General features: G+C 72.5%; 16 protein-coding genes. 4 read left to right on the top strand and 12 right to left on the bottom strand.

Annotation, left to right across the window (positions count from 1 at the left end; genetic code table 11):
• Window positions 1–76 precede the first annotated feature (76 nt).
• From ACKUU6_RS24880 to ACKUU6_RS24865, 4 genes are all read right to left on the bottom strand, one after another.
• Window positions 77–694, bottom strand: a complete 618-nt coding sequence (locus ACKUU6_RS24880; protein WP_407990784.1) for a TIGR02234 family membrane protein — start codon at window positions 692–694, stop codon at window positions 77–79.
• Between the two features lie 43 nt (window positions 695–737).
• Window positions 738–2,249 carry an anthranilate synthase component I gene (locus ACKUU6_RS24875; RefSeq protein WP_407990783.1) on the bottom strand — a complete coding sequence of 504 codons (1,512 nt, stop codon included), beginning with the start codon at window positions 2,247–2,249 and terminating at the stop codon, window positions 738–740.
• A gap of 42 nt (window positions 2,250–2,291) precedes the next feature.
• Window positions 2,292–2,666: a phosphoribosyl-AMP cyclohydrolase gene (hisI, locus tag ACKUU6_RS24870; protein WP_407990782.1), complete on the bottom strand. Its 375-nt coding sequence runs from the start codon at window positions 2,664–2,666 to the stop codon at window positions 2,292–2,294.
• A gap of 70 nt (window positions 2,667–2,736) precedes the next feature.
• Window positions 2,737–3,210, bottom strand: coding sequence for a hypothetical protein (locus ACKUU6_RS24865; RefSeq protein ID WP_407990781.1), 474 nt, complete (start codon window positions 3,208–3,210; stop codon window positions 2,737–2,739).
• A gap of 134 nt (window positions 3,211–3,344) precedes the next feature.
• On the opposite strand from ACKUU6_RS24865, the gene ACKUU6_RS24860 reads away from it, so the two are divergent.
• Together ACKUU6_RS24860 and ACKUU6_RS24855 are read left to right on the top strand one after the other, a co-directional pair.
• Complete coding sequence (locus ACKUU6_RS24860) at window positions 3,345–3,887, top strand: hypothetical protein (RefSeq protein WP_407990780.1); 543 nt, start codon at window positions 3,345–3,347, stop codon at window positions 3,885–3,887.
• 10 nt (window positions 3,888–3,897) lie between these two features.
• Entirely contained in the window at window positions 3,898–4,536 is a 639-nt protein-coding gene (locus tag ACKUU6_RS24855; protein ID WP_407990779.1) for a TIGR03085 family metal-binding protein, read from the top strand.
• 54 nt (window positions 4,537–4,590) lie between these two features.
• On the opposite strand, the gene hisF is transcribed toward ACKUU6_RS24855, so the two are convergent.
• The 8 genes from hisF to hisD are packed head-to-tail and all read right to left on the bottom strand — an operon-like array spanning window position 4,591 to window position 10,357.
• Window positions 4,591–5,361: an imidazole glycerol phosphate synthase subunit HisF gene (hisF, locus tag ACKUU6_RS24850; protein ID WP_407990778.1), complete on the bottom strand. Its 771-nt coding sequence runs from the start codon at window positions 5,359–5,361 to the stop codon at window positions 4,591–4,593.
• On the bottom strand, window positions 5,358–5,789 hold the full coding sequence (locus ACKUU6_RS24845) for a RidA family protein (RefSeq protein WP_407990777.1): 432 nt from the start codon (window positions 5,787–5,789) through the stop codon (window positions 5,358–5,360). Before ACKUU6_RS24845 ends, hisF begins: the two co-directional genes overlap by 4 nt.
• A complete protein-coding gene (priA, locus tag ACKUU6_RS24840) occupies window positions 5,786–6,508 on the bottom strand; it encodes a bifunctional 1-(5-phosphoribosyl)-5-((5-phosphoribosylamino)methylideneamino)imidazole-4-carboxamide isomerase/phosphoribosylanthranilate isomerase PriA (protein ID WP_407990776.1) in 723 nt (240 codons plus the stop codon). The genes ACKUU6_RS24845 and priA overlap by 4 nt, the downstream gene beginning before the upstream one ends.
• 47 nt (window positions 6,509–6,555) lie before the next feature.
• Complete coding sequence (gene hisH / locus ACKUU6_RS24835; RefSeq protein ID WP_407990775.1) at window positions 6,556–7,191, bottom strand: imidazole glycerol phosphate synthase subunit HisH; 636 nt, start codon at window positions 7,189–7,191, stop codon at window positions 6,556–6,558.
• A gap of 13 nt (window positions 7,192–7,204) precedes the next feature.
• Window positions 7,205–7,357 carry a hypothetical protein gene (locus tag ACKUU6_RS24830; RefSeq protein WP_407990774.1) on the bottom strand — a complete coding sequence of 51 codons (153 nt, stop codon included), beginning with the start codon at window positions 7,355–7,357 and terminating at the stop codon, window positions 7,205–7,207.
• Window positions 7,354–7,947: an imidazoleglycerol-phosphate dehydratase HisB gene (gene hisB / locus ACKUU6_RS24825; protein ID WP_184920902.1), complete on the bottom strand. Its 594-nt coding sequence runs from the start codon at window positions 7,945–7,947 to the stop codon at window positions 7,354–7,356. Before hisB ends, ACKUU6_RS24830 begins: the two co-directional genes overlap by 4 nt.
• A 5-nt stretch (window positions 7,948–7,952) precedes the next feature.
• Entirely contained in the window at window positions 7,953–9,053 is a 1,101-nt protein-coding gene (locus ACKUU6_RS24820; protein ID WP_407990773.1) for a histidinol-phosphate transaminase, read from the bottom strand.
• Complete coding sequence (gene hisD, locus ACKUU6_RS24815; RefSeq protein ID WP_407990772.1) at window positions 9,050–10,357, bottom strand: histidinol dehydrogenase; 1,308 nt, start codon at window positions 10,355–10,357, stop codon at window positions 9,050–9,052. The genes ACKUU6_RS24820 and hisD overlap by 4 nt, the downstream gene beginning before the upstream one ends.
• 176 nt (window positions 10,358–10,533) lie before the next feature.
• On the opposite strand from hisD, the gene ACKUU6_RS24810 reads away from it, so the two are divergent.
• Entirely contained in the window at window positions 10,534–12,111 is a 1,578-nt protein-coding gene (locus ACKUU6_RS24810) for an oxidoreductase (RefSeq protein WP_407990771.1), read from the top strand.
• A gap of 63 nt (window positions 12,112–12,174) precedes the next feature.
• Window positions 12,175–12,903 carry an LON peptidase substrate-binding domain-containing protein gene (locus ACKUU6_RS24805; RefSeq protein ID WP_407990770.1) on the top strand — a complete coding sequence of 243 codons (729 nt, stop codon included), beginning with the start codon at window positions 12,175–12,177 and terminating at the stop codon, window positions 12,901–12,903.
• Window positions 12,904–12,912: the final 9 nt, after the last annotated feature.

Genomic DNA, 12,912 nt, shown 5'->3' with positions numbered 1-12,912 from the left:
CTGCGGGCGCTCGGCGGGTTGACGTCTCCATTGTGCCGGGCGCCGGCGGCCGCTCCCAAGCGGGGGGCCTCCGGTCTCAGGTCGGGTCCTCGCCGCGGTCCAGCGCCTGCCACAGCTCGGCCGGGCTCCCGGCCGCCTTCGCCCTGGGTGCGGCCTTCCGCGCCGGGGCGTCGTACCGGCTGCCCAGCGCGGGCCAGTCCCGGCCGTACCGCACTGTCAGCAGCCCGGCCAGGGTCAGCAGCAGACCGCCCAGTACGGCCGCCCACGGCCAGGCCGTGTGGCTCACCTGCTCGGCCCGGGCGCTCACCAGCGCGAGCTTCTTGGCCGCCTCGGCGTCCAGCGCTCCCGTGGCGGCCGCGCCGAACGCCGCCGTCACGCCGGCACCCAGTCCGGCCAGCGTCACCAGGGCGCCCACCACCACCTTGCCCGCACCACGTACCGCGAAGACCGCCACCGCGGAGGCCAGCCCGACCAGGGCCAGCCCGCCCGGCAGCCCGGAGACCGCGCTCCCGGTCACCTCGACCGCCAGCCCCCCGGCCCTCCCGGTCGCCCACACCCGGCTCACGGCGGTCAGCACCAGCACCGCCCCGGCGACGGTCAGCAGCAGCATCACACCGAGCATCCGGCGACTGTTCTTCTCCGGCACGGGCTCGGCGGCGGGCTCGGCGGTACGGGGCGAGGGAAACGAGGTCACCCGTCCACTATCCCCGACCGCACGGCCGGGGCCGCGCCGGGGTCTACCGCGAGCTGCGCAGCGTGTTGGCGGTGGCGACGGCCCGGAGGACGGCGGCGGCCTTGTTGCGGCACTCGGTGTCCTCCGAGTGCGGGTCGGAGTCGGCGACCACGCCCGCGCCGGCCTGGACGTAGGCGGTGCCGTCGCGGAGCAGGGCGGTGCGGATGGCGATCGCGGTGTCGGAGTCCCCGGCGAAGTCGAGGTAGCCGACGCAGCCGCCGTAGAGGCCGCGACGGGTGGGTTCGAGCTCCTCGATGATCCGCATCGCGCGGGGCTTGGGGGCACCCGAGAGGGTGCCGGCCGGGAAGCAGGCGGTCAGCACGTCGAAGGCCGAACGGCCCGCCGCCACCCGGCCGGTGACGGTGGAGACGATGTGCATCACGTGGCTGTAGCGCTCGACCGACATGAAGTCGACCACCTCGACGCTGCCGGGCTCGCAGACCCGGCCGAGGTCGTTGCGGCCGAGGTCCACCAGCATCAGGTGCTCGGCCCGCTCCTTGGGGTCGGCGAGCAGCTCGGCGGCCAGTTCGGCGTCCTCGTGCGGGGTGGCGCCCCGGTGCCGGGTGCCGGCGATCGGGTGCACCATCGCCTGACCGCCCGTCACCTTGACCAGCGCCTCCGGGCTGGAGCCGACCACGTCGAAGCCGCCCTCGGCGGTGCCGTCGGGGCCGGGGAAGCGGAACAGGTACATGTACGGGCTGGGGTTGGTGGTGCGCAGCACCCGGTAGACGTCCAGCGCGCCGGCCGCGCAGGGTGCCTCGAACCGCTGCGAGGGGACCACCTGGAACGCCTCGCCGGCCCTGATCCGCTCCTTCACCTCCTCGACCGCGGCCCGGTACGGGGCACCGCCGAAGGGTGAGTGGGCGTCAACCGCCGTGGGGGTGAAGGTCGCCAGGCCCGGGTCGACCGGTCGGGCCAGGTCGGCCTGCATCCGGTCCAGCCGGGCGACGGCGTCGGTGTGGGCCTCGTCCACGCCGCTGGCCAGGTCGTTGTGGTTGACCGCGTTGGCGATCAGCAGCACCGTGCCGTCGGCGTGGTCGAGCACGGCCAGGTCGGTGGCCAGCAGCATGGTCAGCTCGGGGAGCCGCAGGTCGTCCGGCGTGAGGTTCGGCAGCTTCTCCAGCCGGCGGACCACGTCGTATCCGAGGTAGCCGACCAGGCCGCCGGTCAGCGGCGGCAGGCCGTCGTCGGTGTGCCGGGGCGTGTGCAGGGCGTCGAGCGTGGCGCGCAGCACCTCCAGCGGGTCGCCGGTGGTGGGGATGCCGACCGGCGGGGTGCCCTGCCAGCGGGCGTTCCCGTCCGGGTCGACGGTCAGGGTGGCGGCGCTGTGCACACCGACGAAGGAGTACCGGGACCAGTTGCCCTGCTCGGCCGACTCCAGCAGGAAGGTGCCCGGGCGCTCACCGGCCAGGCTGCGGTAGAGCCCGATGGGGGTAAGGCCGTCCGCGAGGAGCCGGCGGGTGACCGGGATGACCCGGGTGTCTACGGCGAGTTTGCGGAAGTCCTCGAGGTCCATCTGGCTTGGCACCGTTCGTCAGTTGGGGCGGGCAGGGACAGGTTAGCGAGCGACCGGCAGCACGTCGGCGTCGAAGCAGGTCCGGTCACCGGTGTGGCAGGCGGCGCCGACCTGGTCGACCTTCACCAGCAGGGTGTCGCCGTCGCAGTCCAGCGCCACCTCCTTGACATGCTGGAAGTGGCCCGAGGTGTCGCCCTTGACCCAGTACTCGCGACGGCTGCGGCTCCAGTACGTGCAGCGGCCGGTGGTGAGCGTGCGGTGCAGCGCCTCGTCGTCCATCCAACCGAGCATCAGCACCTCGCCGGTGTCGTACTGCTGGGCGATCGCCGGCAGCAGGCCGTCCTCGGTGCGCTTGAGCCTGGCGGCGATGTCAGGGGCGAGGGCGGTGCTGCCGGGGGTGGCGGGAGTGGTCGACATGGCGTCCATTGTGGCAGCTCACCCCGGCCCGCCCGGCACCACCGGCTCACGGCGCCGGGCTCTCGCGGGGTCACCGCGCCGGGCTCTCGCACCCCTGCGGCCAGACCACCTGGACGTACAGCCCGGCCCGCTCCGCCGCCCGGACCACCTCGGCGGTGTGACCCTCGGGGCGGCCGTCCCAGACCGCGATCAGTTCGTCCACCATCGCGACCAGGGCCCGGCAGGTGTCGTCACCGAGGCCACCGACCTCGACCGGTGCCAGCCGGTGCACCGCGGTCGCCTCGTTCATCAGCCGCTGCCTGGTCTGTCGGCCCTCGCCCGCGAACGCCCCGGCCTTCCCCGCGCCGGCCGAGACGATCACCTCGACCTTGCCGCCGTACTCCAGCACCGACTGGGCGAACCACGTCTCGGGCCCCGCCGCCAGACAGGTCACCCCGACCAGGTCATAGCTGCCGAACGTGCTGACCAGTCGCCACAGGTCGCTCCGGACCAGCATCTCGCTCAGATCCGAGAGCCCCTCGTGCCCGACGATCCCAACTCGCATAACCAAAGACCCCAGTAGCTGCTCAGGGCCGTGCCACCGTCAGCGTATACCTGGCCGGCTCCGGCTTCGCGGAGTAGCTGACGGGACGGCCCGGGGCGGCCAGAATGGGCCCGGTCGGAACGAGGGGGTCGGGGATGGCACGGCGGCGGATGGTGGCCACGGCGGTGGTCCTGCTTCTGGTGGCGGCGGGCGCGGTGGTGCTCCTCTGGCCCGAGCCGGAGCGGCGGGCGGCGCCGTCACCGCCGCCGCCCACGGCCTCGCCTACGCCCTCGCCCTCTCCCTCGCCGAGCAAGGTGCTGCCGTACCTGTTCTTCCCGCCCGGGACCTGCCTGGACTACCAGCCGCTGAGCCGGACCACGGCACCGGCCGAGGCCAGGCCCTGCGAGCAGGCGCACGACGGCGAGGTGGTCGCCGACATCGTGCTGCCCGAGGGGCTGACCGGGGAGACGGCGGTCCAGCAGGCGATGACGGCGGCCTGCGAACCGCACCTGGTGGAGTGGGAAAGCAGGCAGGGCGGTGGCGGCCCGTACTTCGGGCGCTACCTCGGGCCGCGCCTGGTGCACTACCAGGCCGGGCTGCGCGACGCGACCTGCATCATGGCCGTCACCGACCAGCCGGGCGGGCGGCGGCTGACGGGGCATCTGAAGGGGCTCGGCCCGGCTGGCCGGGCCGAGTAGGGTGGGCCGCATGTCGAACTTCGCTCGGGTGGAGCGCCAGCGGTTGACCGAACTCCTGCGCACGGCCGGGCCCGACGCCCCGACCCTCTGCACGGGGTGGACCACCCACGATCTGGCCGCCCACCTGGTCCTGCGCGAGCACCGGATGGATGCTGCGGCCGGGATCAGGCTGCCCCTGCTGACCAGGTGGACCGCCCGGGTCCAGGAGGGCTACCGGGCGCGCCCGTACGAGGAGTTGCTGCGGCTGTTCCGGACCGGGCCGCCGGTCCTCTCGCCCTTCGCGCTGCCCGGCGCGGACGAGGCGGCCAACACCGTCGAGTACTTCGTGCACGCGGAGGACGTCCGGCGGGGCGGGGACGCCTGGCAGCCGGAGCCGCTCGACCCCGGCCTGGCCGAGGGGCTCTGGCGGCGGCTGCCGATGCTGGCCCGGCTGGAGGCCGGCCGGAAGAGTCCGGTACGGCTGGTCCTCCGGCGGCCGGACGGCCGGTCGGTGACCGTCAACCGGCGTACCGGGCCCACTGTCGAGATCACCGGCGAGCCCGGCGAACTGGTGCTGTTCGCCTTCGGCCGGGGCGCCAGGGCGCAGCTCGCGGTGAGCGGTCCTGAGGACGCGGTCGAGGCGCTGCGGGTGGTCCTGCCGTTCGAGTGACGGGCACTCAACTTCCGTCGGGCGTCCGGCCGTCGACCACCCGCCGGCCCGTGGTCAGCGGACCGGGTGGCCGGTGCTGCGGAGGGCCTCCTTGACCTGGCCGATGCGGAGGTCGCCGAAGTGGAAGACGCTGGCCGCCAGCACGGCGTCGGCGCCGGCGTCGACGGCGGGGGCGAAGTCGTCGAGACGTCCTGCGCCGCCGGAGGCGATGACCGGAACGGCGACCGCCTTGCGGACCGCGCGGATCATGTCGAGGTCGTAGCCGTCCTTGGTGCCGTCCGCGTCCATCGAGTTGAGCAGGATCTCCCCCGCGCCCAACTCGGCGGCCCGGCCCGCCCATTCGACCGCGTCCAGACCGGTGCCGCGGCGGCCGCCGTGGGTGGTGACCTCGAAGCCGGAGGGCGTTTCGGTGCCGGGCGGGCAGCGGCGGGCGTCGACCGAGAGCACCAGCACCTGACGTCCGAAACGCTGGGCGATCTCCCGGATCAGCTCGGGACGGGCGATCGCGGCGGTGTTGACGCCGACCTTGTCGGCCCCGGCCCGGAGCAGTTTGTCGACGTCCTCGACGGCCCGGATGCCGCCACCGACGGTGAGCGGGATGAAGACCTGCTCGGCGGTGCGCCGGACCACGTCGTAGGTGGTCTCCCGGTCGCCGGAGGAGGCGGTGATGTCGAGGAAGGTCAACTCGTCGGCGCCCTCGGCGTCGTAGAGCTTGGCCATCTCGACCGGGTCGCCGGCGTCCCGCAGGTTCTGGAAGTTGACGCCCTTGACCACCCGGCCGTTGTCCACGTCCAGGCAGGGGATGACTCGTACGGCGAGGGTCATTGCGGCAAACCTTCCAGGGTGCTGGCGAGCCCGGCGCGGTAGGCGTCGAGCTCGATCTCGACCATCATCCGGGAGTCGATCAGGCCCTCCACCACGACCATGGTGGCGGCGGGCCGGGTGGCGGCGAACAGGGTCCGGTGGGCCCGGCCGACCTCGTCGGCGTCCCGGACGTGGGTGATGTACATCCGGGTGCGGAACACGTCGTCCGCCGTCAGACCGTACGCGGCGAGGGCCTGGAGGCCGACGCCGAAGGCGGCGAGGGTCTGCTGGTACGGGTCGCCCTCGTGCTCGATCTTCCCGTCCACCCACGCGGTGGTGCCGGACACGTGGACGTGGTCTCCGGCCGCCACGGCGCGGGAGTAACCGAAGTCGTCCTCCCAGGGGGAGAATCCGGCGATCCTGCCGCGTACGATCTGACGCTCCGTCATGACACGGCCTCCAGGGCCTCTTCGAGGGTGAACTTGCTCTCGTAGAGTGCCTTGCCCACGATCGCCCCCTCGACACCCTCACCGGTCAGGGAGGCGATCGCGCGCAGGTCGTCCAGCGAGGAGACGCCGCCCGAGGCGACCACCGGCCGGTCGGTGGCGGCGCAGACGTTGCGCAGCAGCTCCAGGTTGGGACCGGTCAGGGTGCCGTCCCGGTTGACGTCGGTGACCACGTACCGGGCGCAGCCCTCGGAGTCGAGGCGGGCCAGCACCTCGTAGAGGTCGCCGCCCTCACTGGTCCAGCCACGGCCACGCAGGGTGGTGCCGACCACGTCCAGGCCGACCGCGATCTTGTCACCGTGCTCGGCGATCACCTTGGCCACCCACTCCGGCTGCTCCAGCGCGGCGGTGCCCAGGTTGACCCGGCGGCAGCCGGTGGCCAGGGCGGCGGCCAGCGAGGCGTCGTCCCTGATGCCCCCGGAGAGCTCGACCTTGATGTTCATCTGCTCGCTCAGCTCGCGGATGATCTCGCGGTTGTCGCCGGTGCCGAACGCGGCGTCCAGGTCCACCAGATGCAGCCACTCGGCGCCCGCGTTCTGCCAGGCCAGCGCGGCGGCCAGCGGCGTACCGAAGGAGGTCTCGGTGCCGGAGGCGCCCTTGACCAGGCGGACGGCCTGGCCGTTGCGGATGTCGACGGCAGGCAGGAGTTCGAGGCGGCTCATCGTGCAACTTTCCTGAATGGGAAGGGGCCTGGTGCGGAGGGGAGTTGTCAGAGGGTGTCGACCCAGTTGGTCAGCAGCGCGGCACCCGCGTCGCCGGACTTCTCGGGGTGGAACTGGGTGGCCCAGAGCGGGCCGTTCTCCACCGCGGCGACGAACGGCTGACCGTGGGTGGCCCAGGTGACCAGGGGCGCCCGGATGTTCTGGTTGGTGACCTCGAGCTCCCAGCGCCGTACGCCGTAGGAGTGCACGAAGTAGAAGCGGGTCTCCGGGTCAAGACCTGCGAACAGCCGGCTGCCCTCGGGCGCGTCCACGGTGTTCCAGCCCATGTGCGGGACGATCGGGGCGTCCAGCGGCTCGACCGTACCGGGCCACTCGTCGCAGCCGGCCGTCTCGACGCCGTGCTCGACGCCCTTCTCGAACAGGATCTGCATGCCGACGCAGATGCCCAGCACCGGGCGGCCGCCGGCCAGCCGGCGGCCGATGATCATCTCGCCGCGCACCGCCTTCAGCCCGCGCATGCAGGCCTCGAAGGCGCCGACGCCGGGGACCAGCAGGCCGTCGGCCTCCATCGCGGTCTGGAAGTCGGAGGTCACGGTGACGGTCGCACCGGTGCGCTCGACCGCGCGCTGGGCCGAGCGGAGGTTGCCCGAGCCGTAGTCGAGGACCACAACGTTCTTGCCCATCAGGGGAGTTCCTTCAGAGTCGCATCAGGCCGGCGGACAGGCACAGCACGGCGCCGATCGCGAGCACCGCGATCACGCCCTTGGACTGCTTCTGCTTCCAGAACGAGAACACGCCGCCGGACAGGAACAGCCCGGCGATGATCAACAGCGTGGCGGACTTGCTCACAGTGCACCCTTGGTCGAGGGGAGGATGCCGGCCGCGCGCGGGTCGCGCTCGGCGGCATAACGGAGTGCCCGGGCCAGCGCCTTGAACTGGCACTCCACGATGTGGTGGGCGTTCCGACCGTACGGTACGTGCACGTGCAGGGCGACGGCGGCCTGCGCCACGAAGGACTCCAGGATGTGCCGGGTCATCGTGGTGTCGTAGCTGCCGATCATCGGCGCCATGTTCTCCGGCTCGGTGTGCACCAGGTACGGGCGGCCGGAGAGGTCGACGGTCACCTGGGCGAGCGACTCGTCCAGCGGCACCGTGCAGTTGCCGAAGCGGTAGATGCCGACCTTGTCGCCGAGCGCCTGCCGGAAGGCGGCGCCGAGCGCGAGGGCGGTGTCCTCGATGGTGTGGTGGGTGTCGATGTGCAGGTCACCCTCGGTCTTGACGGTGAGGTCGAAGAGACCGTGGCGGCCCAGCTGGTCGAGCATGTGGTCGTAGAACCCGACGCCCGTGGAGATGTCGGTCTTCCCGGTGCCGTCGAGGTCGATCTCGACCAGGACCGAGGTCTCCTTGGTGGTGCGCTCAACGCGGCCGATGCGGGACATGAGGTTCAAAGCTCCTTGGTGACAAGACGGACGGCGTCGAGGAAGGCGTCGTTCTCTTCCGAGGTCCCGGCGGTGACGCGCAGCCAACCGGGAACGCCGTTGTCGCGGACCAGGACGCCCTGATCGAGGATCGCCCGCCACACCGCGTGGGTGTCGGCGAAGCGGCCGAACTGGATGAAGTTCGCGTCCGAGTCGGTGACTTCGAGCCCGAGCCCGCGCAGCGCCCCGACCAGCCGGTCCCGCTCGGACTTCAGCCGCTCGACGTAACCGAGCAGCGTGTCGGTGTGCTCCAGGCAGGCCAGCGCGGTCGCCTGGGTGACGGCGCTCAAGTGGTACGGCAGGCGGACCAGCTGCACCGCGTCCACCACCGCCGGGTCGGCGGCCAGGTAGCCGAGCCGCAGCCCGGCGGCGCCGAACGCCTTCGACATGGTGCGGCTGACCACCAGGTTGGGGCGGCCCTCGATCATCGACAGCAGCGAGGCGCGGTGCGAGAACTCGACGTACGCCTCGTCCACGATCACCAGGCTCGGCCCGGCGGCCTGCGCGGCCTCGTACAGCGCGAGCACCACGTCAGCCTCGACGGCGGTGCCGGTCGGGTTGTTCGGCGAGCAGATGAAGACCACGTTCGGCCGCTGCTCGGCGATCGCCGCCCTGGCCGCCTCGAGGTCGACGGTGAAGTCCTCGTTGCGCGGGCCGGAGATCCAGGCCGTGCCGGTGCCCCGGGAGATCAGCGCGTGCATCGAGTACGAGGGCTCGAAGCCGAGCGCGCTGCGGCCCGGGCCGCCGAAGGTCTGCAGCAGCTGCTGGAGGACCTCGTTCGAGCCGTTGGCGGCCCAGACCTGGTCCTTCGTCACCGCGTACCCGGTGGTCCTGGTCAGGTACGCCGCCAGACCGGTGCGCAGCTCCACCGCGTCCCGGTCGGGGTAGCGATTGAGGTTGCGGGCCGCCTCGGCCACCCGCTCGGCGATCCGGGCCACCAGCGGCTCGGGCAGCGGGTATGGGTTCTCGTTCGTGTTCAGCTGGACGGGCACGTCCAACTGCGGTGCGCCGTAGGGGGACTGGCCGCGCAGCTCGTCCCGGATCGGCAGGTCGTCGATGTTCGTCACGAGCCGGGGACCGTCCAATCGAACCGAGCCTTGACCGCGTCGCCGTGACCGGGCAGGTCCTCGGCGTTCGCCAGGTTGACCACGTGCGCGGCGACCTCGGCCAGCGCCTCGCGGGTGTACTCCACCACGTGGATGCCGCGCAGGAAGGACTGCACCGAGAGACCGGACGAGTGACAGGCACAACCCCCGGTCGGCAGCACGTGGTTGGAACCGGCCGCGTAGTCGCCGAGCGAGACCGGGGCGTACGCGCCGATGAAGATCGCGCCCGCGTTGCGGACCCGGGCGGCGACCGCGCGGGCGTCCCTGGTCTGGATCTCCAGGTGCTCGGCGGCGTAGGCGTTGACCACGGCGAGGCCCTGCTCGACGTCGTCCACCAGCACGATGCCGGACTGCTTGCCGGTCAGCGCCTCGGTGACCCGCTCGCGGTGCTTGGTCCCGGCGACCTGCTCGACCAGCTCGGCCTCGACCGCCTCGGCCAGCGCCACCGAGTCGGTGACCAGCACGGAGGCGGCCATCGGGTCGTGCTCGGCCTGGCTGATCAGGTCGGCGGCCACCTCGCGCGGCGAGGCGGTGTCGTCCGCAAGCACCGCGATCTCGGTCGGGCCGGCCTCGGCGTCGATGCCGATCCGGCCCTTGAGCAGCCGCTTGGCGGCGGCCACGTAGATGTTGCCGGGGCCGGTCACCAGGTTGACCGGGGCGCACTCCTCGGTGCCGTACGCGAACATCGCGACCGCCTGGGCGCCGCCCACCGCGTACACCTCGGTGACGCCGAGCAGGGCGCAGGCCGCCAGGATGGTCGGGTGCACACTGCCGCCGAACTCCTTCTGCGGCGGCGAGGTGACCGCGATGCCGGGGACACCGGCCTCCTGCGCGGGCACCACGTTCATCACCACGGACGACGGGTAGACCGCGAGGCCGCCCGGCACGTACAGGCCGACCCGGTCGACCGGCACCCAGCGCTCGGCGACCGTGCCGCCCGGCACCACCTGGGTGGTGTGGTCGGTACGACGCTGCTCGCGGTGGACCAGCCGGGCGCGGCGGATGGACTCCTCCAGCGCGGCGCGCACCTTCGGGTCGAGGGTCTCCAGCGCGGCGGTGATCGCCTGCTCGGGGACCCGGGTGGACTCCAGCCGCACACCGTCGAACCGCTCGGTGATCTCGATCAGCGCCGCGACCCCGCGATGGCGTACGTCCTCGCAGATCGGCCGCACCTTCTCCAGGGCGGCTTCCACGTCGAACTCGGCACGGGGCAGCACGTCGCGCAGGTCCGAGGAGGAGCCGCGCAGGTCGATTCGAGAGATCACATCGCCCAGTGTAGGGAGTGGCCGGAACCCGAGGTCCCGCATTTCAGTCCGTGATACGAAAGGCGAGACAGTTCAGGACCGACCGGCACATGGTGGCCGGGTGAAGGGGCCCCAACGCCGCTCCTTCACCCGGCCACCATGTGCCGGTCGGTCCTAAGATCTTGGGGGAGGCAGCGGTGCAGCAGCCGCCGGAGGACTGGACGCCGGTCGAGCAGGGGCTCTGGGAGGCGTTCCGGCAGGGCGAGGTCTACGACCTGCGCAGCTTCGACGACGCGGTGGACGCGGTGAGCGGCCCGGTCGACTGGCCGGCCGAGCGCTCCGTCCGCGCGGAGGTACTGGCCACCCTGCTGCTGCACGGGCCCGACCCGGCACCCGGACGGGTCGCCGCGCTCAAGCTCAGCGGCGCCTATGTCACCGGCGCGCTGCTGCTGGCCGGGGGCCGGATCTCGCACTACATCGAGCTGCACGACTGCCGCTTCGAGAAGAAGATCCTGATGTCCGAGGCGCAGGCGGGCACCGTCCGGATGATCCGCTGCTGGATACCCCGGATCGAGGCGTCCCGGCTGGCCACCGAGGGTGACCTGCACCTGGCGCGCTGCGTGGTCCCGTTCGGCATGCGGCTCACCGACGCCAAGATCGGCACCGATCTGCTGCTCAACCAGGCCACCGTCGGCAGCGACCGCTACGGCCGGGCCTTCGCCGCCGACGGCCTGACGGTGCAACAGGACTTCGAGGCCGAACGGATCGACGTGCACGGCGAGCTGAGCCTGCGCACGGGCCGGATCGGCGGCCGCTTCTCGCTCCGCGGTGCCCAGCTCCGGGCGGCCGGTCCCGACCGGTACTGCCTGAACCTGGCCCATATCTCGGTCGGCAACACGATGTACCTGGGCGGCTCGCTGGACGGCGGCTGGGCGGGCTCCCAGACCATCTACGGCGAGGGCTACGGCGCCCCGGTCCCGGTCGACTCCCCCAGCACGCCGCTGCGCGCGTACGGCGGAGTGCGTCTGGTGGACGGGCGCTTCGACAACGCGCTGCTCATCACCCACGCCGAGTTCCACCTGTCCGGCACCCAGGAGCTCGCGCTGCGCCGCGTCCAGACCCCGGAGTTCCGCTTCACCTGCCACACCCCGCCCACCGGCCGGGTCGCCCTCTCCCGGGCCCGGGTCGGCAACCTGGTCGACAACCCCGACAGCTGGCCCAAGGGCGGCCACGTCCGGCTGACCGGCTTCACCTACGAGTCGCTCCGCCCCGACCGGCCGTTCAGCGTCCGGCAGCGGATCGACTGGCTGGAGAACTCCCTCGGCGAGTACCAGCCGGAGCCGTACGAGCAGCTGGCCACCGCCCTGCGCCGGGACGGCCGGGACGAGGACGCCCGCGAGGTGCTGTACGCCAAGCACCGGCGCCGACGCTCCACCCTGCCGCTGCCCGGCCGCCTCTGGGGCCTGCTCCAGGACGCCGCCGTCGGCTACGGCTACCGCCCTGGGCGCGCCGCGCTCTGGCTGGTGCTGGCCTGGGCGGTCGGTGCCCTGTACTTCTCCGCCCACGAGCCGGCCCCGCTGAAGGCCGACGAGCGACCCACCTGGAACGCGCCCCTCTACGCCCTCAGCAAGGTCCTCCCGGTGGTCAACCTCGGCACGGACGGCTGGAACCCCGACCGCACCGGCCAGTTCGTGGTGGCAGCCCTGGTCCTCTCCGGCTGGGTGCTCGCCACCACCGTGGTGGCGGGTGCGACCCGGATGCTCCAGCGCGGTTGAGCGGGTCCGCACCTGACGGGTAATCGGGACAGCGGCGGCCGGTCCTGAACTACGCTGTGCGCCGTGACTGAACGGCTGCCGATCTTCCCCCTCAACACGGTCCTGTATCCGGGCCTGGTGCTGCCCATGCACGTCTTCGAGGAGAGGTACCGGCGGCTGGTGGGCGACCTGGTGGCCCAGCCGGAGGACCGGCCCCGGCGGTTCGGGGTGCTGGCGATCAAGGACGGGCGGGAGGTCGCGCCGGTCCGGGAGAACGACGGTCCCGCCGGGCCGCTGGACGGGCTCGGGACGGTGACCGGGGATCCGCTGGAGGCGCTGCACCACATCGGGTGCGTGGCGGACGTGGCCTCGGTGCAGGAGCAGCCGGACGGCCAGTACGAGCTGCTGGTGACCGGGACCACCCGGTTCTGGCTCCGTTCGGTCGACGTGACCGGGCCGTACCTGGTCGGCGAGACCGAGCCGATCGAGGAGCGGACCGGCGAGGGCGCGGGCGCGCTGGCCGCGGGGGTGGAACGGGCCTTCCGGGCGTACCAGAAGCGACTGGCCGGGGCCCGCGAGGTGAGTCTGACCGGGCAGCACGAACTGCCGGACGATCCCCAGGTGCTGTCCTACCTGGTGGCGGCCGCCGCGGTGCTGCCCACGCCGGTGAAGCAGGCACTGCTGGCCTGCCCCGACACCGCGCAGCGCCTCACCAGCGAGCTGGAGCTGCTGCGCCGGGAGAGCGCGGTGCTGGCCTGGCTGCCCTCGCTGCCCGGGGTGGACCTGACCCGGCAGTCGTTCAGCCCGAACTGACGGAGGCTC

The sequence above is a fragment of the Kitasatospora sp. CMC57 genome, from assembly GCF_045866025.2.
Classification (GTDB): domain Bacteria; phylum Actinomycetota; class Actinomycetes; order Streptomycetales; family Streptomycetaceae; genus Kitasatospora.
The sequence above is the reverse complement of the archived record's forward strand: the minus strand, read 5'-3'. Positions and strand labels throughout refer to the sequence as shown.

What these genes read in the sequence shown, in the direction of transcription:
- priA (WP_407990776.1), bottom strand. Translation starts at nt 6,508, where the DNA reads ATGAGCCGCCTCGAACTCCTGCCTGCCGTCGACATCCGCAACGGCCAG.
- ACKUU6_RS24845 (WP_407990777.1), bottom strand. Translation starts at nt 5,789, where the DNA reads ATGACGGAGCGTCAGATCGTACGCGGCAGGATCGCCGGATTCTCCCCC.
- hisF (WP_407990778.1), bottom strand. Translation starts at nt 5,361, where the DNA reads ATGACCCTCGCCGTACGAGTCATCCCCTGCCTGGACGTGGACAACGGC.
- ACKUU6_RS24865 (WP_407990781.1), bottom strand. Translation starts at nt 3,210, where the DNA reads ATGCGAGTTGGGATCGTCGGGCACGAGGGGCTCTCGGATCTGAGCGAG.
- ACKUU6_RS24860 (WP_407990780.1), top strand. Translation starts at nt 3,345, where the DNA reads ATGGCACGGCGGCGGATGGTGGCCACGGCGGTGGTCCTGCTTCTGGTG.
- hisB (WP_184920902.1), bottom strand. Translation starts at nt 7,947, where the DNA reads ATGTCCCGCATCGGCCGCGTTGAGCGCACCACCAAGGAGACCTCGGTC.
- hisI (WP_407990782.1), bottom strand. Translation starts at nt 2,666, where the DNA reads ATGTCGACCACTCCCGCCACCCCCGGCAGCACCGCCCTCGCCCCTGAC.
- ACKUU6_RS24855 (WP_407990779.1), top strand. Translation starts at nt 3,898, where the DNA reads ATGTCGAACTTCGCTCGGGTGGAGCGCCAGCGGTTGACCGAACTCCTG.
- ACKUU6_RS24875 (WP_407990783.1), bottom strand. Translation starts at nt 2,249, where the DNA reads ATGGACCTCGAGGACTTCCGCAAACTCGCCGTAGACACCCGGGTCATC.
- hisH (WP_407990775.1), bottom strand. Translation starts at nt 7,191, where the DNA reads ATGGGCAAGAACGTTGTGGTCCTCGACTACGGCTCGGGCAACCTCCGC.